Source organism: Psychrobacter sp. KCTC 72983, from assembly GCF_014280455.1.
Lineage (GTDB): Bacteria > Pseudomonadota > Gammaproteobacteria > Pseudomonadales > Moraxellaceae > Psychrobacter > Psychrobacter pacificensis.
The window spans coordinates 2,602,960-2,627,249 of sequence record NZ_CP060390.1 but is presented as its reverse complement, the minus strand read 5'-3'; the positions used below and the strand labels follow the sequence as shown (position 1 = coordinate 2,627,249).

Here is a 24,290-nt window from a genome sequence, read left to right as displayed (position 1 = left end):
CTTTGGTTGGCTAGGTTAGCGAACGCCACTTTGGTTGGTATTATTATTTGGTGGAAATACCAACTCTACTCGCTGATTACCACCAGCGGTCGCTTCTACATCACCTGCTTTTAGACTATAACGAATAACATTACCGGCAAAACTTGCCCCATTCTGAACCAGCTTGGCATTTCCTGTTAGAGTGATAATGCCAGATACCGCGTTATAATCAATCTTATTTGCCTGACCTTTTGCCAAGCCTTTTTCTTGCGTCACAACCTGCTGCATAGTTGCTGGACGACCCGTCGCTACCGCTGAATTAATGCTGCGCTGCTGCGAGAGATTGACTGTGATATTGTCCGCAGTCATTTTAAAAGTGCCTTGAGTAATAATGACATTACCTGAGTAACTAGTGACGCCAGTACGCTCACTATAAGTGGCCTTGTCCGCTAGCAGTTTGATTTGCTGATTGGCATCTGATGGCAGTGCATGGCCATACAATGGTAGGGCTAACAACATAAACGTTGGAACAACACGTAGCTTATGTGAGCAGATTGATGCGCATAAAGTAGGCAAAAATTTAGATTTCATATAATAACTCGTTTCATAATTGTTGATAGGATTTGCAAACTTCATGATGGCTGCTGTTTTAATGTAGTAGAAAACGCTAGTTTAAAATAATGCTTTGTCTTGACGATCAGCGGGCGTAAAAGCGACAGCAACTTGCCCAAACTCATATTCACCCGTTTCCAGATTGGCAGTCATGCTGGATGCTTCAAAACGATTCATCCCTTGTTCAATTTTGACGGGCTCATCGCTATACACTTGACCAGACTTTGTATTGCCTTTTAGGGTACTACCAGTCACTTTGATTGGCTCAATATCAGACGCCTCTTTATTACCTTCGCTAACCAGTGTAAAGCCACCTGATAAGCTCAACTCCCCTGTTTGCTGACTGATGGCTGCACTACCTGCTTGAATACGGTAGCGCTGCTCTGTTGACGGCTCCCAATTCATCGTGATGCCTGACATCTCATCCTGATTGGTCTCAGGATTATGCGTTAAAGACTCAGCAGTAAGTTCATACTCAGTTTCACCTTGCTCATTTGTCTGAACTGCTTTGATATCAGTGGCTTCATAATCGACATCTGTCGTCTCGATATTGACTGGTGGCGACACATCCCCTTGTTGCTGGAAAAACCAGCCCGCAATACCAGCAATAATCAACGCTAATATAATGAGAACACGTGTATTCACGACAGTTCATCCTGAGCTTGAGTTTCATCAAGCGTATAATGTGCAATAAAGTCTTGATAATGTCCGTACCCCTTTAAGATGAGATCACATACTTCACGTACTGCACCTGCACCCCCTGCTCGAGTGGTGACCATATCACTGCGTTTTATGACTTCCGCGTGTGCATTGGGTACGGTTGCTGCAAACCCTACCGTTTGCATCGCTTTAATATCTGGCAAGTCATCACCCATATAAGCGCAGTCGGCAGCAGTAATATTGAGCGCAGGGTCAAGAGACGATAATAACTCTTTTAGTGCAATGAGCTTATCATCCCGTCCTTGTACCACATGATTGACACCCATTTCTGTTGCACGTTTATCAACCATAGCGCTGCTACGCCCAGTAATAATAGCAGTTAAAATGCCATAACGCGCTAGAGACTTAACACCGACGCCATCCTGTACTGAAAACGCTTTGGTTTCGATACCATTTGCGTCGTAGATAATTTGACCATTAGATAAAATCCCATCGACATCCATGATCAATAGCTTTACTTGTCCGGCTTTTTTTATTAAATCTTGCATTATTTGTCTCTTTTTGACGAATATTTTTCTAACTATTTTATATGAAAAACCAATCGTTCTATCAACTATTAATGAATTACTTTACACCAGCTTGTAATAGATCATGAACCGTAATGACTGCTTCTAAACGATCTTCATCATCAATAATTAGTAATTGACTGATACCATTTTCATTCATGACACTCAAGGCATCCGATGCGCGCATTGTTTTACTGATATGGCGTGGGTTACTGACCATTACCTCATTCATCGGCGTTTGTAGATCAATACCTTTTTCAAGACCACGGCGTAAGTCACCATCTGTAAATACGCCAACGACTTTATCATTATCATCCGTCACCACGGTCATCCCTAAGCGTCCAGCAGACATCGTAAATAGTGCTTGCTGTAGCGGTGCTTGTTGGTGAATCAAGGGTAAGTCTTCTGACTTGGTATGCATTAAATCTTCGACACGCGTCAATAGCTGACGACCTAATGCGCCCGCTGGATGCGATAATGCAAAGTCCTCAGAAGTGAAGTTACGAGCATGTACCAAGGCGACCGCTAGAGCATCCCCTAACGCTAAGGTAGCCGTTGTACTCGATGTAGGGGCAAGATTGAGCGGACAAGCCTCTTGTGAGTGGCCAAGGGTCAAAACAATATCAGCCGCTCGTGGCAGCATACCGCGTTTATCTCGGCTGATACTAATTAGAGGGATGTTCAAGCGTTTGACCACTGGCAATAGCATCTTAATCTCATCGGATTCACCAGAGTTCGAGATAGCAAGCAGTACATCACCTTTGACCAGCATGCCCAAATCGCCATGACCTGCCTCACCAGGATGCATAAAAAAAGCAGGCGTACCCGTCGAGGCAAAAGTCGCTGCTATTTTACGTCCAATCAATCCTGATTTACCCATGCCCGTTACTACCACTCGACCCTGACAAGCCAAAATAACGTCACATGCTTGTGCAAACCTGTCATCTATCTGCTCCGTCAACAATGCTAATGCAGATATCTCAGTATTAATCGCGTCAATAGCCGTTGTGATAAATTGCTCATGGGTCAAATCAGTTGTAGTATCGCTCATGAATCTGCTCTATTTTTATAATGAATCAACCTAGTATTTTACTATACTCTGTTTCATATTAATAATGGCCTACCATTTATATAATGGAGGCAGCCATTATTTTTTACAGTAACTATCTGCTTATTTATATAAAAAAAACCCACTATAGCAGCAGGTCTTAATCGTATAAATCATGTCTTTTAATGTATAGTTGGATAATATACTCAATGCGTGCAGCTAATTAACTATTGGTATCATTCGATCCGTTGTCCGGCTTTTCTTCAAAGCCCGTACCGTCTGTCGGTGCATCAAAACCACGATCCTGTCCAAAGCCGCCGCGCTCAAAACCGCGTTCCTGACCTTGTCCAAAGCTACCACGCTCAAAGCCACGTTCTTGACCTTGACTAAACCCTCCGCGATTAAATCCACTACGACTAGAGGCAAAACCACGCTCTTCAAAACCGCCCGCAGCAGGATTGCTGCCACGCTCAAAGCCACCCCCTTGATAACCAGTTTGCGCTAAGCCTTGAGGTTGAGCGCCAGTACCTGTAGTGGTTGTACTACTACGCGGGTTACGAGCTGGCACTACGGTTGAGATGGCATGTTTATATACCATCTGACTGACTGTATTTTTGAGGAGTACAACATATTGATCGAATGATTCAATTTGGCCTTGCAGCTTGATACCGTTAACCAAAAAAATAGAGACAGGAATGCGATCTTTGCGCAGCGAATTCAAGAATGGATCTTGTAAAGTTTGTCCTTTTGACATGAAATCTCTCCTAAATATTATATAGTTATGTTTAGAGTGCCAATTATTCTAAGTGTCAATTTAATTATAGTGGCTAAAAGGTAGATACAATAATATGTTTTCTTTATAAAACGTATCTAAATAAATATTCATTGTTCTTAAGTTATTCCACTTTAACGCGAGTACGTTATCATTGTCAGTAATTAGGTAACCACTTGTTTCATCAAGCGTTTTTTCTGTAAAAGTTAATAGCTATCTACTACCAAGATAACTGTATTTAACGGCTACTAGATCTGTAGTAAGCTCAAATTATAACAGTTATCCACGCTAATTTTTGAAACTAATTGTGATTCTTTATTTATATATCAATAACGTGCTTTGAAAACGTAAAGTAAGACGCAAGCCAATAAGATAAAAGTATATTTTCAAAAAAGATAATCTCTTGCTTGTGCCATTGTTGTAAAGTTTTTTAGCACCATCCCTTTGGTGACCGCATCATCAAACTCAGATGCAGCATCAGGCAATTGAGCAACTTTTCTAAGCCATGTATATTGGCGTTTTGCCAGCTGCCTTGTGGCATATAATGCCTTATTTTGCATTTCCTGACAAGCAAGCGCTTCGGTCTCAGCATAGGATACATCTGGCTGAGCATTTGTGTAAACGCCCTCGCCTTGCATCTTATTTATGGCCATTAGGCTTTTAGAGTCTGCAAAGGCTTCATAAAATTGGGCTTTGTCCAAATGGGTTTTATCCAATACTGGATGCTGCGTACGAACGAGATATTCCAATACTTGGCGATAACCCACACAGCGCATCGACGGCATATTAGGGGTCAGCGGGTACTTCTCAAGTAAGCCAACAACCTCTGCCACTAACCCTTCTTGCCACATGATATCAAGGCGCTGTTCGATACGCGCATGTAACCACGGGCGGTCTGGTATCACTGACAATGCATGCCACTGCTGTTCTGGATGATGGGCCAAAGCTTGTTTTGGCTCACGCTGCCAGTCGCTTATGGGCCTATCTGTCTGCAAATAAACCTCAATTGCCCGAGTAATGCGCTGAGTATCCGTCGCATTCAAACGCTGATGGCTAACTGAGTCAACATGGCCAAGATAATCATATAAAGCACTGATACCTTCCTCTTGTCGCCACTGCTCAACGCGTGCACGTACGCTGTCATCGCTATCAGGTACGGGAGACAGGCCATCGAGTAGCGCCATGTAGTACATCATAGTGCCGCCTACTAACAGCGGTATCTTTTTGCGCTCATGACACTCATCAATAAGACGTGCTACATCATCAATAAACTCAGCGACGCTATAGCTTTGCATGGGATCAATAATATCAACCAAATGATGCGGATAACGCGTTAATTCATCTGCTATTGGTTTTGCGGTACCAATATTCATATCGCGATATATCAGTGCTGAATCCACAGAAATCAGTTCAAAACGGCCTGTATCGTATAATTCATATGCTAATGCTGTTTTTCCGCTGGCAGTGGGCGCCATCAGACACACGACACTATTATCAGGCAGATTAGTAGAGACGCTATCAGACGAATATTGCATAGAATTGCCTTTCTCAATATGTAGTTGGCTAAAATAGTAGTCAGCTTGATATTTATTCGGATGTAGAAGATAACATTAGTGTGACTAAACGATGACTGTCTAAGATTCTGATCGCATTTCTTGTCAGTATATCAGCGAGATCTGCGACAAAAACCGCAGAGTCTTGTGCAGTCATTTGCGAGCTTACTGTTGTAAGCTGATGATTGATCTCCATAGCACTGTTTGACATTTTATCTTTTTTAAATACCTTATTGCTAAATATAGATGATTCAAACAACTGGCTTACCTTTGACTGCCAGTCTTTAGTACTTATTAATAGACATTGCCCTTGATGATAAAATAAGAGCCAAGGTAGGTTTTTATCAGTTGCGGTTGAATCGATAACAAGAGCCTCTGCATCATTAATAATATCCAAGCAGATTGGTAAGGATGAAACTGTAGGCGCTTCGGATGAACGATACGAAGTATGGCGACTTTGCTGTAACGGCTCATCGACATAAGATGGTGCTGGTTCTTGAGCTAGTGATTTATCTGGAAATGATTTGCTTGAGGCAGATTGATATGATTGTCTAGGTTCTTGTACTTGCCTGCTCTGTCTTGTGTGATCTATAGGCATATCATTGGGCAAATGTGTGTCAGACAAATTATCTACAGAGACGTCTTTTTTTGACACTTCTGGATTATCGGGGCTAGCAACCTTTGGCGTAGCATTGACTATTTTTAGCTGTGAGCGAATCGTATGGCTTAAGTGAGCCATGATATTGTTTAGCGGACTGATTTTGATACGCTGCTTTGATGGGTGTACATTGACATTGAGCCATTGGGTTGGCAACTCAAAATAAAGCGCATACCCCATACCTGCTAGCTGAGCACTCTGAGCCAGTTGACGCATTTGATTGATAATCAATGCTTCTTTTACCAATCGACCATTTACATAAATCAGCTTTGGCAAGTCTTTTTGCTCATCCGTCATCGGCCATAACCAGCCGCTAATCGATGCTTGATTCAGTAGACTGTCATTATCATGCTTTGTCGGCCGTTGTATAATATTCGATAGATCTATGGATATTTTGAGCACATTATCCATCAATACCATACCCGTCGCTTGTTCTAAGCGTGCCAATGGGAGGTGACTGACATCATTATTATCGATGCTCGACGCACTTGCAATTAATGACAGGCGCTTTTTATTGTCGTGAAATAGCATCAGCGCAATATCAGAACGTGCCAGCGCCACCTCACGAACGATCGTTTCGATATGACCAAACTCAGTGGCAATAGATTTTAAATTACCACGGCGGGCAGGCACATTAAAATACAAATCTTTTACTGTAACGGTGGTGCCGCGATTATGAACAACGGGGGTGAGCTTTGGGGTATCGTCCAACACGCCAGCGACCTGCAATTGACGGCCAATACCACTATCATCATGACTGCTGGTTAAGCTCAAACGTGAGACAGCAGCCATCGCTGCTAATGCTTCACCACGAAAACCTAGCGTTGTAATACCGTGCAAGTTAGCAACATCAGCGACTTTGCTGGTCGCATGACGAGTAATCGCCATGACCATATCATCAGGATGAATACCCACCCCGTTATCCACCACTTCAATCATGCCCATACCACCTTGAGTAATACGTATCTCAATATCGGTGGCACCTGCATCAATGGCATTTTCGAGCAGCTCTTTGACGACCGCTGCTGGACGTGTCACGACCTCACCTGCTGCTAGTTGATTAATCAGCAGCGGCGATAGTTTTTTGATACGGGTGTTGTGGTGGTTATCTGGCATTGATAGATGTCATATTTTAAAAGAATGGCAAGTGGTGTGATTTAGATATTAAGTTTTGATAAATCCAGACCTTGCGCTTGGCCTGCTTTTGATACTTTTAAGTGCACTTGGCGTGCTTCATTACCTTTATCATCGTTTTCAACTTGCGTAATATCGATAAACAAAGTTGGCATCGGTAGATAACCATCAGCACGGCTCGCCCATTCAATGATAACTAATGCGTCAGTCTCATCTAGATATTCATCAAATCCTATAAAAGACAGCTCTTCTGGATCTTGGAGACGATATAGGTCTGCATGATAAACAGGCTTAGTCGTGCCATTGTTTTGTTCAATGCTATAAGGCTCAACCAAGGTATACGTTGGGCTTTTTACCGCACCAGTATGACCGAGAGCATGCAACCAGTAACGCGTTAAAGTGGTCTTGCCAGCGCCCAAATCCCCTGCTAACCACACACTGCCCGTCAGCGGCAATGTCGCTAATTGCTCAGCCAGTGACTGAGTGTCTTGCTCAGAGTTCAGTATCAAAGTTTGCACAGTGTCACTGTTTTCTATTGATTGATCATTATGCATCAGTCTGAACCTGCATAGTCACCGTTGGGTTGGTGAAGCTTTCACCGCGAATCAGCTTGGCGTATAGCTCAGAGTCCGTCCACTCAGCACGAACTTGTTCACTAAATTCAAAATCCTCTAAAACCAGCTTACCCATTTGCTCGTTTGCCACATCATCGGCGAAACACTGCGCGTAACCCGTCGCGGTCTCATGGGCAATCACTGAATACACACTGACATCCGTCTCACCATTTTGCATTTGCGTCTGTCGCAGTATTTCTTGCGCCCAAAAGAATATCACACGTGAAAACTGCTCTGCCGATGGTGAGACTGGTAGGCTGATCCAACGTGCGCTAAATTTCTTACACGCTGCGACATATTCAGGATCGTCTTTGTTCCAAAAACAGATCGCATGATCAAAGCTGTCGATAATATCTTTGATCGAAGATTTTAGTAGCCCAAAATCATAAACCATTTGCCCATGGTCTAGACGGGTGGCCTCTAAAATCAGCTCAATCTGATAGCTGTGACCATGGATTGAGTGTTTGCAGCGCTCAGAGCTACAGTTGCGAACGATGTGAGCGTTTTCAAATTTGAATAGTTTACGTATACGCATAATAATTTGACCAAAACAGTGAGCACGATGGTGCTAAAAGTTAATAAATAAGAGTTTGCCGCGTTTATGAATCGGTTTATGGCTAATTATAGCAAATCGCCATGTATCCGTAAGTAAGCACTTATGAATACCATGATTAATTGAACGAATCGATTAGCGCATAACTTGGCTAAAGCAATGATTTCGCTAAAGGAAAGAAGCAAGAGAACTGAATCGTAGGCGAATTGTGCGAGTACTATCTATTACTAATGCTTAAGCCTATACTCAATTGGGTAAGCTGTTATGTATGTTAGTCATCACCATACTTACCTTAAGTCAGCCCAATTGGCTTAGCAGGTTGTATGCGTTATCTACAAAGGAATTACCATGAGCAAAGTCAAGACAGTAAGAAGAATGTCAAAAAGAAACCACTTTTGACCGCCAAAGAAAAGAAAGCGGCGAAACAAGCGAAAAAAGACGACAATGGTAGCATCTTAGGTAAACATTAATATTTTTCGTATCAATATGCCGATCTGACCTAGTGGTTTGATTGGCGTTTTTTTGAGTTGGCCACTCGTTTTTTTTAGGCACTGCGCGGCGCAAACATAATAATCGCCATTCCTAATAGTGCAACTACTGAGCCCACTATGTCCCACACGGTTGGTCGTATCCCATTGACCGTCCATAACCATAAAATCGCCATACAAATATATACGCCACCATAGGCCGCATAGACCCTACCTGCAGCAGTCGGATGTAATGACAGCAGCCAGACAAACGCGATCAAACTCAGTGCGCCAGGTATTAATAGCCAGATAGATTTACCTTCTCGCAGCCATATATAAGGCAAATAACACCCTGCAATCTCAGCCAATGCGGTCAGCGCAAAAAGCCCAACGGTCTTTAATTCTGTCAAACTTACCTACTCCTCAACGGTGATAAATCCAGTCAGGTATTGTACGGCATTGCCAGAAATAAGCACTCTATCGTCTGCCACGGTACAGTCAAGCACACCGCCGCGACTAGATGCTTGATAAGCGACTAATTCATTTTTGGCTAAACGCTTCGCCCATAAAGGGGCAAGTCCAGTATGAATCGAACCTGTTACTGGGTCTTCATCACCACCATTTGCTGGCCAAAAGTATCTAGAGACAAAATCATAATCATGATAATTTTCTGAGGTTGCCTGACAAGTTACCACTACATCATAAGGCGCTAGCTGCTTCAACTTCTCATTATCACGCACAACATTCAATACATCAGATTCAGAATCATAGATGACGAAATACGCTTGAGTATTGCGATAGACTTCAGCAGGTGCAATGGATAGACCTGCTAATAAACTATCAGGAATGTCATTAATTTTTTCAGGCATTCTATTGGGAAAATCCATTTGCATTTTGCCAGAATCCGTTTTTGCGACTGTCAAAATACCAACCGCTTTGGCTAAAAAGTTAATCGACTGTACGTTTGGGTTTTTGTTAAACAATACATAGGCAGCGGCTAAAGTCGCATGACCACAGAAGTCAATTTCGGTCAATGGTGAAAACCAACGAATATGATAAATACCTTTGTCATCAACAACGATAAAAGCCGTTTCAGACAAGTTGTTTTCAGACGCAATAGACTGCATCAAAGCATCATCTAACCATTCATCTGTCACAATAACCGCAGCGGAATTACCTTTGAATAGCGTATCAGTAAAAGCGTCAATGACGTTTATTTCTAGTTGCATGGGATGTTCTCATTGTTATAATTTTTTAAAGATTAATCTTGGTCATCATTATCTTCCGAGAAATCAAAATAAGAAATAGTTGACCAAAACTTAATACTTAGATCAATAGGCAATAGTTTCGGTGATGTTGTACTGTAGCTAACCAGTCTTGGCAACGAGCTAATATATACCTAGTTCGCCAATTATCTCAAAAAATCTCGCTATTGTTGGGACAATATAATTATTTTAGCACTTTGACATTATTAAAATGGTATGACACATAAAACCACAGTAAAATCTATCATAGCAAACAAACCTCTTAGATAACCGCCTATCTAGGCCATACCGACACTTTAAATAGGAAATTAGCGTCATGATGCGTATTGGATTATTTTTATTGACCAACTTGGCCGTGATCGTGGTCTTTAGCATTGTGTTTGGGATACTATCCAGATTTTTTGGGATTGGCGGTGTATATGCAGCAGGTGGGCTAAATTATGTCAGTCTTGCAGTTATGTGCGGTATCTACGGCATGGTCGGCTCAATGATTTCGCTATTTCTGTCAAAATGGATGGCCAAAAAATCTACGGGTACGGTGGTAATAGAATCCGCACGTAACCCAACTGAACAATGGCTGGTCGATACAGTGGCAAAACAAGCGCAAGCGGTAAACATCGGTATGCCTGAAGTTGGTATTTTCAATAATTCGCAGCCAAACGCGTTTGCAACTGGCTGGAATAAAAATAAAGCGCTGGTGGCGGTTTCATCTGGTCTACTACAGAATATGAATCAAGATGAAGTCGAAGCAGTATTGGCGCATGAGATTGGTCATGTGGCTAATGGCGATATGGTAACCCTTGCCCTTATTCAAGGCGTGGTCAATGCGTTTGTAATGTTCTTTGCACGTATTGTAGGCAGTTTCGTTGACCGTACTGTGTTTAAAAACACCAGTGATCGCCCAGGTATTGGGTACTTCATCACTAGTATTGTGATGGATATTCTACTTGGCTTTTTGGCGTCTGCTATCGTGATGTGGTTCTCACGCTTACGTGAATTCCGTGCAGATCAAATGGGCGCAAAACTTGCCAGCCGCGAAAAAATGATCAGTGCACTTGATGCGTTGCGTCCTTCTGCACAGCGACCCGATCAAATGCCTGAGAGTATGAAAGCGTTTGCAATCTCGTCTGGGCAAACTCAAGGCTTTAGTATTGCAAACCTATTCCGCTCACATCCAACGCTTGACGACCGTATTGCGGCGTTGCGAGAATATAATCCTAGTGAGGTTTAATCGGTTAATTATATTCTAGTTATACGCTGAACGTACCCTAATTGAGCTAATTTAATTTTAAAAAATTTTAGTTGTCTTTTTAGTATAACGATATCTATTCGATTAATATAAGATTCTTAGGTAAGCGGCCCACCAAAGGCCACAAAACTTGTTCCCAGCGCCTGAATAATATCAATCACTGAAGCTGCAAAAATTTTTAAAATTGCTACTTTTCCCATAGAATTATCCTCCCTTTCAGAATTACAGTCTGAATCTAAAGTTGTCAACATACGATTTTTCAAATAAGACAAAACCATCAACACGAGACAGATAACTAGGAACAAAACAAGAGCAGAAGGATTTGAACCTCCACCGCTAACCGCTGACCTAAAAATCTTATAAGGCAAAGCTTTAAAAGTTGTATTGAATGCCTATAATGCCAGCTGCCACTGACATCATAGGGCTTTTCAAAGATTGAAATAAATCATAGCAATTGTAAGTATAAGTCCACTTATGGCTGTAATTACTGCTGCTACATTTACTTTAATCTCTATATTGGTTGATATTTTCATGGCATTAATCCATTCAAACGACTCAACCGGTTGAATCATTAAAGATTCGCATTTATATACCGCGTTGCCACGCGGTTGGGCTTACTTTGACTAGTATAAGCTTACCCGTTCGGACGACTTCTGCTGGCACAACCAGCCCAAATTTCGAGACTACTCTAGATAAGGGATCGCCCTTTAGCCGCTTATCAAGCGACATTCGGAGTTGATGGCTCCGAAACCTTTTAGAAAATAATTACTAGATAATATACACGGTATTGAACTAGAAAACACGCTATAAAGTATTATATATCTTACTACTTATTCTGCTATATGTGCTAAGTTAAAGCGTATATAAAGATACCTCAACCACAATAAATAGTAGCAAGAACGTAATGACACCGCCAGCCCCCATTATTCATAAACCCAGACATAAAAAAAGCCTATCTATAAAAGACAGGCTTTTCTAAATTACGCTTGCTAATTAAATATCAAACTCTAGTGCTCTATCGCCTTCGCTATCTTTGATACGCGTTGGTAGGCCAATCTTGTTGAGCAGATTAATAAATGGTTTGGCATCTAGCTCTTCGACGTTGACCATTGTGCCTGCATCCCATTCACCAGTCGCGACCAGTATCGCAGCAGCAACAGGTGGCACGCCTGCGGTATACGAGATACCTTGGCTACCCACTTCGTTATAAGCGTCTTTGTGATCTGAGACATTGTAGATAAATACTTCCGTCTCAAGGCCATTGATCTTACCTTTGACTTTGTCACCAATGCAGGTCTTGCCTGTATATTCTGGTGCCAGCGAGCTTGGATCTGGTAGTACTGCCTTCACGACTTTTAGCGGCACCACTTCTTGGCCTTCAGCCGTCATCACTGGCTGCTCAGACAGTAGTCCTAAGCTCTGTAGCACGGTGAATACATTGATATAATGCTCACCAAAGCCCATCCAAAAACGAATGTTTGGTACATCTAGATTGGCTGACAATGAATGCACTTCATCATGACCACTCAGATAGCTGTTCTGCACACCCACAACTGGTAAATCGTCTGTACGTTTAACTTCAAACATTTTGTTAGACTGCCACTTGCTGTCTTGCCAAGAGTAAACCGTCCCTGTAAACTCACGGAAGTTGATCTCTGGGTCAAAGTTAGTCGCAAAGTATTTGCCATGACTGCCCGCATTGATATCAATGATGTCAATATCAGTCACAGATCCTGCATCCATCATATCATAGCCCAAGCGTGCATACGCATTGACCATACCGGGATCAAATCCTGCACCTAAAATAGCAGTGACATTATTGTCTGCACAGCGCTGTTTACGTTGCCACTCGTAGTTGTTGTACCACGGCGGTGTCTCACAAATCTTGCGTGGATCTTCGTGAATAGCCGTATCTATATATGCCGTGCCTGTTTCAATACAAGCTTCTAGTACGGTCATATTGATAAATGCCGAGCCAACATTAATAAGTATCTGTATTTTTGTGTCTTGTATCAGCTGCACGAGTGCTTGGCTGTCCATGGCATCGACCTGATGTGTATGCAAGACTGCAGCCTGCTTAAAGCTGTCTTTTTCTTTTACGCTCTGCGCGATGGCATCGCATTTGTCTTTGGTACGTGAGGCGATATGGATCTCGCCAAGCACATCATTATGCATCGCACACTTATGCGCGACCACTTGAGCGACACCACCTGCTCCGATGATAAGTACGTCTTTTTTGTTAGATTTGGCTTGTTGGTTTGTGTTCAATGAACAATCCTCCTTTGTGCCCCTGTCGATACCATTGATTGCGGCTATGCAAAACAGAAACGAGTGAATGATATGCGTGAATTAAAAAGGAAGACCGAGGAAAACCCACGCACCCGTCGGGCAGATAATACTCCATTATTTGCCCGACGCGATTATAACAATTTTTATTCCCTTATCGGTAAAAAATATGTATAAAAAGTAGAGATATTAAAATGCATACTAATACAGGTTAAGCCTTTGTTTTTTAAACATTAAAATACAAAACCCGACAATAACATAGTCTTAAAAACTAAGGCTACTAACGCTACTAAGGCTTAAGATAGGCTGGCTTTATATTCCTCATAGTCGAACTCACGCTGGATATCAGTACTGCCGTCCAAACGACGAATCACTATCGCTGGCATATTAACCCCATTGAACCAGTTTTTCTTGACCATCGTATAACCTGCCGCATTACCAAAGGCAATCTTATCGCCTATCTGAATATTACTCGGTAATGCATACTCACCAAAGATATCACCTGCTAAGCAAGAACGACCATAAATAATGGTATGGTCTGCTGACTCAGCATTGGCTTCAAACGGCGCAGCTTCTGCTGGATTGCCAGTGGGTGCAATATTGGCAGCAGTATTATTGATCGCGGCAATCGGTGCGGACTCACGATAGATAAGCAAGTCGAGCATATGTGCTTCAATCGAAGCGTCGACGACGGCGAGATTTTTTTGATTGTGCATGGTGTCTAACACTGTCGTCACCAACGTGCCCGCGCCATGGATGCTTGCCTCACCTGGCTCAAGATAAACTTGCACGCCATAGGTCTCACTAAATACTTTTAATCTGTCAGCCAGCTTTTCTAATGGATAATCAGGCGCGATAAAATGAATGCCGCCGCCTAAGCTTACCCATTCAAGTTGCTGCAAAATATCGCCAAATCTAGATTCGATATCTGCCAAACTTTCACTAAAGGCTTCAAAACTGTCATTCTCGCAGTTGTTATGAATCATAACGCCTGTAATATCGCTAAGTACCGCTGCGATTTTATCTTTATTGTGCTCACCAAGGCGGCTAAATGGACGTGCAGGATCAGCAATCAAAAATGATGAGTTGCTGGTTTTTGGATTTAATCGTAAGCCTACTGGAACCCCTTGCGCTGCCGCTTGATTTTTAAAAGCAGTTAGCTGTGAGATTGAGTTAAATATAATCTTATCAGCATAACTGAGTACTTCAGGAATTTCGTCTGCACTATAGGCGACGCTATAAGCGTGGGTTTCTTTTTTATCGCTGCTACTGGCATCAGCGTTATTACCAAAAGTCTCATAGCCCAATCTAACTTCGTTGAGTGAAGACGAAGTCGTGCCATGCAGATAAGGCTGCATCACATCAAAAACACCCCATGTGGCAAAGCATTTTAGTGCCAATAATGCCTTTGCACCAGACAGCTCACATAGCCTAGCGATGATTTTCATATTGACAACGATGGCCGCTTCATCAAGCACGTAGTATGGCGTTGGCGGCAACGTCGCGTTGATAGAATTCTCTAGATTTTTTGCATTCATAATAGGTTACCTAATAGACACTCTGCTGTTGGTATCTTGACAGACAGATATAAATATTTGCGCTATAGTAGACTAAATTCATCATAATTAGAATATCTTATGGCACTCTCAACCGATTATTCCACCTCTGCCAGTCGATCCCATGCCTCTCAACTGGATCCAAAACATATAGACTTGACGCACCTCCACCCGGATGCGCGTGCAGTATTGGATTTTTGGTTTGATAAAGATAATGAAGCGTGTTGGTTTGAACAAAACGATCGTTTTGATAAGCAGATAAAGGACAAGTTTGGTGACATTTGGCAGGCAGCAAAGCAAGGTGAATGCGTTAAATGGCGCCTCGCAGAAGCTTCTCTAGATGGCAATAGTTCAATAACAGCGCTAGCAGGGCGACTGGCAGAAATCATTGTCTTAGATCAGTTTTCACGAAACCTGTGTCGCGAACAAGCCTGTGCTTTTGCCCAAGACGGTATGGCATTAGTTTTAGCACAAGAGGCCACTCAGCAGCCCTATTTTGACACTTTACCGATGCAATGGCGTAAGTTTATGATTATCCCATTTATGCACTCTGAATCTGCCTTAATTCATGAGCGCTATTTGCCATTATTTAAACAGTTGGATGATGCCACTACGCTAGATTTTGAATATCGTCATAAAGAAATTATTGATCAATTTGGGCGTTACCCACATCGTAATGAGGTACTAGGGCGCAAGTCAACTGAGGATGAAAAAGCCTTTTTGCAACAGCCAAACTCTTCATTTTAAAGTAAATTTTATCCAGTCTGCTTACTTTATCATATTCTTATAGTTTCTTTATATAAAACAAGGACTGAACCAGTTATTTGGTTCAGTCCTTTTGTTTGTACAATTGATTAAACGGTTTAACTAATAATTTACCTTACCCGTCGTAAAAGTGAATGACTTACTTTCTAAGTTTTTATCATCAACCAAGATATCAAAGCTCACTTGATACTTTGTATTGCCATACAGACCACATTGCTGGCTTTGATTTGCCGCGCGATTAACTTCGCAGCTCTTTAGTGCATCTGTTAATGGCAAAATAAATGCTTCATTCGCTGGTAATGCGTAGTTGGTGTTCACATACGGATCGTTATCAAAGTCGATCAATTGAATCGGTACATTAGTATTTCGCTGAGTATCTCGGAACTTGGTGTTGCTTACTTTGATTTTGTTCGCTGATGGCATACTTACATAAACAGGCTGTCCGATAGGATCGGTACGTAAATCGCGACCTGTGCCTTTAATAGGGTTTGGACTCTCATTGTATATCGCCTTTTGGTGGCTCATTCGGTGAATCATTAGAAGACGAGTTGCTATCGGAGTCGCCACCACCACCGCAGGCCGTTAAAAATACCGCCAAGAAAAGCACTACAGCAAGGTTCTTTTGAGGGGGATGAGCCAGTATTTCTTATCCTATAAAATAGTAATATATATAATTCATAGTGAGAATAAAACTCAAAATAAAAGCTTAGTCATTGATTTAACAGTACTTTATACCAAGAGCAACATATTGTATTACATTTTATAAATTTTCGCTCGTTATTTTTCCGGAAATTTGCCTGTTTGTTAACATAGGTATATATCTTCTTTCTGCTGGTACATTAAATCTTTATTATTAGACGATTTCTAGACGAGATATTGTCGTTTAAAATTAGCTCTCTAATGCCTTTCTCACTGGCGCAAAGCTGCGCCTATGTGCTGATAAGACACCATGTCTCTCAATGGCTTCCATATGTGCGCGAGTTGGATAGCCTTTATGTTTGGCAATACCGTATTCTGGATGCTGCATATCAAGGGCATACATGGTCTCATCACGGCTCACCTTTGCCAATATACTAGCCGCTGCGATACTGGTATGACGTGCATCACCCTTCACCCATGCTTGGCAGTCAACAGAAGATGGCGAGATGTCCAATCCATCAAATATAGCATCATTCAGCTCAGGACAACGATTACCATCAAACAACGCCTCTACCTGTAATTTATCAAGTGATATGCCAAGACTTTTAGTTTTAGAAAGATATTTAAAAACTGCTTCTAGCAAAGCTTCGATACATAACCGCATACCGAGCATGGTAGCCTGCAAAATATTGACTTGATCGATGACAGCTGCTGGTATATCAGCGATGATATAACTGACTGCATTCTGTTGTACCAATGGATAAAGAAGATCGCGCTTTTTTTCACTCAGTTTTTTGGAGTCTGTCAGTATCGACAATGGTGTGTCTTTGAGTGGTTGTTCTTCAATCAATCCTGACCAAGACGCAGGCAATATCGCGGCGGCCACATTGACACTACCTAGTAACGGTCCACGTCCTGCTTCATCAACGCCAATTTTTAATATTGACTGTTCTAAGCGTTGCGCTTCATCGCGCTCATATTGAGCAAACAGCTTAGAGGTATTCAACTGTCCATATAAGCGTATAGGCGCCGCCAATTGAATATACTGCCCTTTGACATCAATATGATCAATACTGACGTCAATTGTCTGGGCTAGGTTTTTTGTGCTAGGTTGAATTTGCATAATATTAGAAAGTCTTTCTAGGTTAGGTAAGATTGGAGGCATTACTATCGCTCATAAAATATTGTTCAATCACGCTATTCGCTGGCTCATGATTGCTTTGCTGCTGCAACGTGTGCTTTGTCGCGAGCAGATCTTTTAATTGCTCAGCATAAGCACGCGGTTGTAATAGACGCATTACCGTACGGCAAATATTATCCCCACTTGCCTGCTCTTGAATAAGCTCAGGCACAATCGGCGCATTAGCCAAAATGTTAGGTAGTGCCACATAAGGCACTTTTACCAGACGTTTGGCAATCTGATAAGTGATCTGATTCAATTGATAAACCACCACCATCGGACGCTCAAGCAGCATTGCCTCCAATGTTGCTGTCCCAGAAGCTAGCATCACGATATCTGACGCTGCCATCGCATGCTGACTAAACTCTGGCTGAGTATCATCATAAACGACGACAATAGCTGCCCGCAGCTGCTCTGAGCATTGATCAATGACTTCTTGCACAATATATTGGTGATTTTGATCAACCGTTGGAATGATAAAACACAGCTTTGGGTCTAATAATATGAGCTTTTGAATGCCGTCAAGCATCAATGGCAAGATAGCGGTAATCTCACCACGCCGAGAGCCAGGCATCACGCAGATAAGCTGGCTGACATCATCAAACCGTTCAATAAAAAACTGCTGTAAACCATCATTGTGCCAGACCAGCTCGCTACGGCGCTGATTGATTGGCGTGTCTATCAATGCTTGATCAATGGTTCGTAGCAACGGATGCCCCACACAGATCGCCGGATGATTATGACGCTCATAAACCGGTAGCTCAAATGGGAATAGGCACAATACCAAATGGGTTGCCGCTTTAATATTATGGATACGCGACTCACGCCATGCCCAAATAGAAGGACTGACATATTGCACACAGAACACGCCTTGTGGCTTGAGTTTTTTAGCGACCCGTAGGTTAAAATCAGGTGCATCGATACCGACAAACCAATCGATATTGGCTGTCTTAAACGCACTCAATAGCTCGCGGCGTGCTTTGAGCAAATCTGGTAGCTGCGCCATGACTTCAACCAGACCCATCACTGCCAAACGCTCTAATGGAAAAATGCTTTGCAATCCTTGCGCTTGCATCTTAGTGCCGCCCACGCCTACCCAAACGATGTCATCACGCAGATTATTCATCTGTTGCATAAAATCTGCGCCTAAACTGTCACCTGACACTTCACCTGCGACAATGGCTATCACTAGCGGCGTGGCAGTCGTTTTAGGTTTATTAAAATCCGTCTCTGTTTGGCTGATGGAATCAGTATGTGGATGAGACGTAGCAGAATCTGTCATGACAAGCTCTCAATATTGAAGATATACAAATAAAATAAATCGTTGTTGTAAAATATAACACAGTCAGTCAATGATAGATGTTGATGACATACACATTTTATCTGTGTCTATTTTTTGGCATTCATGTTTTAGTGTGCAATCGTTTTAGTGCGCAATCATAAAGCCATCGCGGTCGCTATCATACGTGACGATGATACAAATAGCTAAATTCACGCATAAAATCTGATCGTTGAGCACCCAGCACTTAATTCATCCTTATTAATAGACAGAAAAGCGAAATACCAAACGTGCATTTGCGAATTCAAATATAACCTTAATCATGTGTAAGTATAACTAAGTTTTAGTTTCCTCATTCCAGTTATCAGTCAATTAACTACCGGACTACCCTTGTCAACCAACACTTTTGTCCGCATAATGAATATTCCTATAAATCAGCTAGACGATATATAACCATGACAACATCAGTTACCCATAATGCAGACATTGACGACGTGAATATTGAAAAATTTATTCCTTTGATTACTCCCGCTGAGCTAAAAGCTGAGCTACCTCTGTCAGACGATGCATACAAAACCGTACTAAACGGTCGCCAAACGATCCAAAATATCTTGGACGGTAAAGACAAGCGTCTGTTTGTGGTCATTGGACCCTGCTCTATCCACGATATTAAAGCGGCCCATGAGTATGCCGATCGCTTAGCCGTATTGGCAAAAGAGATCGAAGACAGCGTATTTGTCGTCATGCGTGTTTATTTTGAAAAACCTCGTACCACGGTCGGTTGGAAGGGTATGATTAATGACCCTGACATGAATGACAGCTTTGATATCGAAAAGGGCTTGCGTACTGCTCGCAAGTTATTGCTTGATTTGAATGAAAAAGGCTTGCCTTGTGCGACTGAAGCCCTTGATCCAAATACGCCGCAGTACATGCAGGATTTGATCAGCTGGTCAGCGATTGGCGCACGTACTACCGAGAGCCAAACACACCGTGAAATGAGCTCAGGCTTATCTTGCCCAGTTGGCTTCAAAAACGGTACTGACGGCGGTATGACGGTTGCTGTCAATGCGATGCAAGCCGTTAAAGAAGGGCATAGCTTCCTAGGTCTATCCTCAGATGGTAAGGTCTCTATCATCAAATCGAAAGGCAACCCTTACGCACACGTGGTACTCCGCGGTGGTAATGGCAAGCCTAATTATGATGAAACGGCAGTTGCTCAAGTTGAGAACGAACTGGCAAAAGGCAAAACCAATGGCAAAATCATGATTGACTCAAGCCATGCCAACTCAGGTAAAGATCCTTACTTACAGCCGATGGTTATCCAAAACGTCGCTGAGCAAATTCAAAATGGTAATAAATCAATCATTGGCATGATGATTGAGAGTCACCTAAAAGGCGGCAATCAAAAACTAACCGCTGATTTAAGTCAGCTTGAGTACGGTAAATCTATCACTGATGGCTGTCTAGACTGGGATAGCACTGTCACCGCATTGCGCGGCTTGCGTGATATGGTAAAAGATGTGCTACCAAACCGCTAATAGCCATTAACGATAGTATATCGTCAAGCAAAAACTAGAAAGCCCTTTTCGTACTGATACGAAAGGGGCTTTTTATTGGGAGAATTTTAAGAAAAACATTTTCTTGAGTAGCTTAATTCTTAATGACAATTAATGCTATACGCTCAATTAAATAAAGCCAACTCTAGTTTGAGGTTGGCTTTATTTTAAAGTTAATACTACAGCTAAATTATTTCCTAGCTATTATCAATCAGCTATTTGCAGCACCTAATACACTCTCTAAGCTTTCAAGCACATGCTTGGATGCAACGTTCTTGCGTAAGTCTGTTAGCTGCTCATGCGCCATTTGACGACGTGGTTCAGCCAACGTATTCCAGCGTGCCAGCACTTGTAGCAGTCGCGACGCCAATACAGGGTTGGCATCATCGAGTTTTTTGATCACGTCTGTATACATCTTCAGACCCTCTGCTGTCCATAGTACTGTTGGTTGCGAGCTAAAGGCACCGATAACTGAACGGACACGATTAGGGGTATTCCAATCAAAATCGGTATGAGCAATTAACGACTTGATAACATCAGGTGTCACATCATCAGCGGCGGCTTGCACACTGAACCACAGATCAATCACCAAATCATTTGCTTGGAAACGCTTATAGAAATCGGTCAAATAATCATTGGCTTTTGGCAGCTGATGATTGACCATTGCTTTTAATGCACCAAAGCGCTCCGTCATACAGCTGGCATGATCATATTGCTGTTGTGCCCAGTCGGCTGCACCTTCAACGTTAGCAGTCAGTGCCATATCAAGCACCACATTACGCAGCGCACGAATGCCTCGAGCTTGAGCACTGTCTTCATAAGACTGCATTGGCAGATCATTGTATAACGTAGCCCATTGATCTTTTAATTTATCTGCTACTTGCTGATATAGTCCATCGCGCTGCTCTTTCACTAGTACCGGATCGTAGTCTTGAGGAATAGCAGAAGCCAGCTCTTGCGCTGATGGAATATCAAGTAATCGTGCAGCCAGCATCGCATCATCAGCTGCTAAAACGGGCAACGTCTGTGCCAAGGCTTCTAAATACACATCAGGACTGCTCTTCGCACCTTGGCTTTGCAGTAAAATACGGTTGACCAGCATTTGGGTGACTTGCCAGCGGTTAAACCCATTGGTTTCATGCTTGAGCAAAAATGCTAAGTCTGCATCTTGGTAATCATAGTTGAGCTGTACTGGCGCACTAAAATCACGCAGTAAAGACACAACAGGCTCACTTGCGACATTTTCAAACACAAACGTTTGCGTCGCCTCGTCAAGCAATAACATACGCTCAGCGACGATAGCGCCTGAATCTTTATCAAACAGTGCGGTTGCTACAGGTATCGGCAACGGTTTTGGTGCATCAAAGCCTTTCACATGACGTGTTTGCTGATTCAAAGTAATCGTTAATGTCTGCGCTGCACTATCATAAGTTTGAGAGCCCGATACCACTGGCGTACCTGGCTGACGATACCAGTCGATAAAGTCCTCGATTTTGTCATCAGTGATGCTAAGGGCTGATAAAAAGTCTTCTACCGTGACCGCTTGTCCATCGTAACGACGGAAATACTCGTCTGTTCCTTTGCGAAAATCATCCGGCCCTAATGTGTTGGCAATCATTCGTACGATTTCAGCGCCTTTCTCATAGACGGTTGTCGTATAAAAGTTATTAATCTCAACAAAGCTCTCTGGGCGTACTGGATGTGCTAATGGGCCTGCATCCTCTGCAAATTGATGTGCACGCAAGGTCGCCACATCATCAATACGCTGTACCGCACTTGATTGCTGATCTGCTGAAAACGACTGATCACGGTAAACCGTAAAACCTTCTTTCAAACACAGCTGAAACCAATCACGGCACGTGATACGGTTACCCGTCCAGTTGTGAAAATATTCGTGAGCAATAATGGCTTTTACGCTAAAACTGCGCGCATCAGTAGTGGTCTCAGGGCTAGATAACACACAAGCGGTGTTAAAGATATTAAGACCCTTATTCTCCATTGCGCCCATATTGAACTGACTGACTGCCACAATCATATAGCGATCTAAATCATAGGCTCGGCCGTAATTGACCTCATCCCATCTCATGGCGTCTTTTAAGGCTTGCATACCAACATCACATTTATCGATATCGGCAGATTTTGCGTAAACCTCAAGTAATACGTCCCGACCTTCGCTGGTCGTATAAGAGTCTGTCAACACATCCAAATCAGCAATAACACAGGCAAATAAATAGCTGGGCTTGTTGGTTGGATCCTGCCAAATCGCATAATGACGCTCTGGCGCATCAGCAACCTCGCCTGCTTCAACTAAATTACCGTTAGCCAATAACGTCGGATAGCGCTTATCGGCTTCCAGTCGAGTGGTAAATATCGCGAGTACATCAGGGCGATCAGGATAAAAAGTAATCTTACGGAAACCTTCTGGTTCGCACTGAGTCACAAACATGGTGTCGTCACCACTACCTGCCATGTATAGACCTTCAAGCGCGGTGTTAGTTTGCGGGCAGATACGTACCTGAATGTCTAAGATAACCTCATCAGGTGCTTCATAAATCGTTAGCTTGCCATCTTCTTGCTGGTAGTGCTCAGATGTTAACGCTTTATCATTCATGATAATAGACAGCAGCTCTAACGATTCGCCAAATAAGACAATATTCCCTGTGGTTTGGCGTACCATCTTAAGCATACTATTTACCTGAGCATAATCTTCAAACAGCTTGATGTCCAAATGGACCGTTTCCACATCAAAACTTGGTTTTTGGTAATCCTTTAGATTAATTTTACTTGGTGCATGTGGGGGTACATCTGGCATTTCAGGATTGATGATCTGAGCATCGGTTTCAGCAGTAGACATGGTAATTTCCTATTATTATTGATGATATGTTATGAGTGTTATTGTTTTGCTATTCGCATTATAGCTTTCGTCTTGATAGCAACGTTTATGGTGCTCAAAGTCACAATGAAAGTCACAACGGGCGCATGTTATATATGGTTTCCTGCTTATAGGTAGATTGACCTAAATCCTTATATTTCAAGTATGGGCATCGAGATAACTGAGTTTATCCTTCATATACATTTCCTCGTATACATTCATGTGTGTTGGTTAGCCTCTATATGAATGATTAAATCAACAATTGGCTCACGTTATCAATTGGATAATGCCGATGAAAATGATTTAATAGGCGCACTAATAACTCACCTTTCATAAACGGCTTATTATATGACAACACACACTGCCAAATACTCAAAGATCACGTTACCTCTACTGATAGAGTATGTTGATGCGCTCATGCCTTCGCTTGATAGCTCACTTGATAAACAAGCACAAACGATAACTGGACAGACTGATGACACTACTCAGCTGTTATGGGTAGCACACGACAAAACAGAATTATCAACTCTGCAAACACAGCTCAAGAAAACTACACATATTAAAGATACGAATGTTAAAGATGATAATAACGTATCAGCTGAAGCATGGCACGTCTCCACTTTATCAGAGCTTGCTAAACAGCCTGTGCTTGAACGATACGAGCTTGCTTGCTTTTGGCTACCCACCCTCTCAAAAGAGCTGTTACATCAATACATCCCTGCCCTCATGCGTTATCGTGATCTCTATGCAGCACACTTGCTGGTTGCGCTTGATAGTTCCATTGATTTGAAACCTTATGGGTTTACGCCATTTGATATCTTAAGCGAGCCATCTTTAGATATTAGTGATATTGAATCCATAACATCTTCCACTGTATCAGCGGCGCTTTGGCAGTTCAATTTATATGATTATAAACAGCTACCGAATTGGCTCAATGCTGATTACTGGGCCAATCCTGAAAACTGGGGCAAACACCGCTGGTGATACGTTACATATCTATCTATCGTTATTTACAGTAAAAATACTT

General features: G+C 42.4%; 21 protein-coding genes and 2 pseudogenes. 5 read left to right on the top strand and 18 right to left on the bottom strand.

The features are described 5' to 3' along the window. Positions 1–15 precede the first annotated feature (15 nt). From lptA to PSBA01_RS11210, 10 genes and pseudogenes are all read right to left on the bottom strand, one after another. On the bottom strand, positions 16–498 hold the full coding sequence (gene lptA, locus PSBA01_RS11250; RefSeq protein WP_223334273.1) for a lipopolysaccharide transport periplasmic protein LptA: 483 nt from the start codon (positions 496–498) through the stop codon (positions 16–18). A gap of 153 nt (positions 499–651) precedes the next feature. Further along, entirely contained in the window at positions 652–1,236 is a 585-nt protein-coding gene (gene lptC, locus PSBA01_RS11245) for an LPS export ABC transporter periplasmic protein LptC (RefSeq protein WP_058024069.1), read from the bottom strand. After that, on the bottom strand, positions 1,233–1,799 hold the full coding sequence (locus tag PSBA01_RS11240; RefSeq protein WP_093069982.1) for a KdsC family phosphatase: 567 nt from the start codon (positions 1,797–1,799) through the stop codon (positions 1,233–1,235). The genes lptC and PSBA01_RS11240 overlap by 4 nt, the downstream gene beginning before the upstream one ends. A 76-nt stretch (positions 1,800–1,875) precedes the next feature. Beyond that, a complete protein-coding gene (locus PSBA01_RS11235) occupies positions 1,876–2,868 on the bottom strand; it encodes a KpsF/GutQ family sugar-phosphate isomerase (protein ID WP_093069980.1) in 993 nt (330 codons plus the stop codon). 220 nt (positions 2,869–3,088) lie between these two features. Then, entirely contained in the window at positions 3,089–3,619 is a 531-nt protein-coding gene (hfq, locus tag PSBA01_RS11230; RefSeq protein WP_058024072.1) for an RNA chaperone Hfq, read from the bottom strand. 404 nt (positions 3,620–4,023) lie between these two features. Further along, positions 4,024–4,203 (bottom strand): annotated as a pseudogene (locus PSBA01_RS13480) (tRNA (adenosine(37)-N6)-dimethylallyltransferase MiaA); the annotation flags it as partial. Next, a pseudogene (gene miaA / locus PSBA01_RS11225) lies at positions 4,192–5,112 on the bottom strand (tRNA (adenosine(37)-N6)-dimethylallyltransferase MiaA); the annotation flags it as partial. The pseudogenes miaA and PSBA01_RS13480, both read right to left, overlap by 12 nt. Positions 5,113–5,224: 112 nt before the next feature. Beyond that, the gene (gene mutL / locus PSBA01_RS11220; RefSeq protein ID WP_186474392.1) at positions 5,225–6,964 is read right to left on the bottom strand and encodes a DNA mismatch repair endonuclease MutL; all 1,740 of its coding nucleotides are present in this window, start codon (positions 6,962–6,964) and stop codon (positions 5,225–5,227) included. Positions 6,965–7,005: 41 nt separating this feature from the next. After that, positions 7,006–7,536 (bottom strand): tRNA (adenosine(37)-N6)-threonylcarbamoyltransferase complex ATPase subunit type 1 TsaE, encoded by a 531-nt coding sequence (tsaE, locus tag PSBA01_RS11215; protein WP_186474391.1) that lies wholly within the window; start codon positions 7,534–7,536, stop codon positions 7,006–7,008. Continuing rightward, entirely contained in the window at positions 7,529–8,131 is a 603-nt protein-coding gene (locus tag PSBA01_RS11210) for a 6-pyruvoyl trahydropterin synthase family protein (RefSeq protein WP_186474390.1), read from the bottom strand. The genes tsaE and PSBA01_RS11210 overlap by 8 nt, the downstream gene beginning before the upstream one ends. Before the next feature lie 341 nt (positions 8,132–8,472). On the opposite strand from PSBA01_RS11210, the gene PSBA01_RS11205 reads away from it, so the two are divergent. Next, complete coding sequence (locus PSBA01_RS11205; protein WP_167669391.1) at positions 8,473–8,619, top strand: hypothetical protein; 147 nt, start codon at positions 8,473–8,475, stop codon at positions 8,617–8,619. Between the two features lie 74 nt (positions 8,620–8,693). Here the strand turns inward: PSBA01_RS11205 and PSBA01_RS11200 are convergent, their stop codons facing one another. Continuing rightward, positions 8,694–9,026 carry a YnfA family protein gene (locus PSBA01_RS11200; RefSeq protein WP_093069968.1) on the bottom strand — a complete coding sequence of 111 codons (333 nt, stop codon included), beginning with the start codon at positions 9,024–9,026 and terminating at the stop codon, positions 8,694–8,696. A 6-nt stretch (positions 9,027–9,032) separates the two neighbouring features. Then, on the bottom strand, positions 9,033–9,845 hold the full coding sequence (locus tag PSBA01_RS11195) for a PhzF family phenazine biosynthesis protein (protein ID WP_186474389.1): 813 nt from the start codon (positions 9,843–9,845) through the stop codon (positions 9,033–9,035). A 352-nt stretch (positions 9,846–10,197) separates the two neighbouring features. Between PSBA01_RS11195 and htpX the strand changes: the two genes are divergently transcribed. Then, positions 10,198–11,112, top strand: coding sequence for a protease HtpX (htpX, locus tag PSBA01_RS11190; RefSeq protein ID WP_186474387.1), 915 nt, complete (start codon positions 10,198–10,200; stop codon positions 11,110–11,112). Between the two features lie 1,011 nt (positions 11,113–12,123). Here htpX and PSBA01_RS11185 read toward each other — a convergent pair. Both PSBA01_RS11185 and PSBA01_RS11180 read right to left on the bottom strand, forming a co-directional pair. Then, complete coding sequence (locus PSBA01_RS11185) at positions 12,124–13,398, bottom strand: saccharopine dehydrogenase family protein (protein WP_186474385.1); 1,275 nt, start codon at positions 13,396–13,398, stop codon at positions 12,124–12,126. A 314-nt stretch (positions 13,399–13,712) separates the two neighbouring features. Further along, complete coding sequence (locus PSBA01_RS11180; RefSeq protein WP_186474383.1) at positions 13,713–14,954, bottom strand: carboxynorspermidine decarboxylase; 1,242 nt, start codon at positions 14,952–14,954, stop codon at positions 13,713–13,715. A 99-nt stretch (positions 14,955–15,053) separates the two neighbouring features. Between PSBA01_RS11180 and PSBA01_RS11175 the strand changes: the two genes are divergently transcribed. Then, positions 15,054–15,719, top strand: coding sequence for a DUF924 family protein (locus tag PSBA01_RS11175; RefSeq protein ID WP_186474381.1), 666 nt, complete (start codon positions 15,054–15,056; stop codon positions 15,717–15,719). A 120-nt stretch (positions 15,720–15,839) separates the two neighbouring features. Here the strand turns inward: PSBA01_RS11175 and PSBA01_RS11170 are convergent, their stop codons facing one another. The 3 genes from PSBA01_RS11170 to lpxB form a co-directional block, all read right to left on the bottom strand. After that, on the bottom strand, positions 15,840–16,262 hold the full coding sequence (locus tag PSBA01_RS11170; protein WP_186474379.1) for a hypothetical protein: 423 nt from the start codon (positions 16,260–16,262) through the stop codon (positions 15,840–15,842). A gap of 364 nt (positions 16,263–16,626) precedes the next feature. After that, complete coding sequence (locus PSBA01_RS11165) at positions 16,627–17,499, bottom strand: ribonuclease HII (RefSeq protein ID WP_186474377.1); 873 nt, start codon at positions 17,497–17,499, stop codon at positions 16,627–16,629. 22 nt (positions 17,500–17,521) lie between these two features. Further along, complete coding sequence (gene lpxB / locus PSBA01_RS11160) at positions 17,522–18,838, bottom strand: lipid-A-disaccharide synthase (RefSeq protein ID WP_186474376.1); 1,317 nt, start codon at positions 18,836–18,838, stop codon at positions 17,522–17,524. A 452-nt stretch (positions 18,839–19,290) separates the two neighbouring features. On the opposite strand from lpxB, the gene PSBA01_RS11155 reads away from it, so the two are divergent. Continuing rightward, positions 19,291–20,373 (top strand): 3-deoxy-7-phosphoheptulonate synthase, encoded by a 1,083-nt coding sequence (locus PSBA01_RS11155; protein WP_058025756.1) that lies wholly within the window; start codon positions 19,291–19,293, stop codon positions 20,371–20,373. Between the two features lie 229 nt (positions 20,374–20,602). Here PSBA01_RS11155 and pepN read toward each other — a convergent pair whose 3' ends face one another. Beyond that, positions 20,603–23,203, bottom strand: coding sequence for an aminopeptidase N (gene pepN / locus PSBA01_RS11150; RefSeq protein ID WP_228724682.1), 2,601 nt, complete (start codon positions 23,201–23,203; stop codon positions 20,603–20,605). 408 nt (positions 23,204–23,611) lie between these two features. Between pepN and PSBA01_RS11145 the strand changes: the two genes are divergently transcribed. Continuing rightward, on the top strand, positions 23,612–24,247 hold the full coding sequence (locus tag PSBA01_RS11145) for a DUF6231 family protein (RefSeq protein WP_186474374.1): 636 nt from the start codon (positions 23,612–23,614) through the stop codon (positions 24,245–24,247). Positions 24,248–24,290 lie beyond the last annotated feature (43 nt).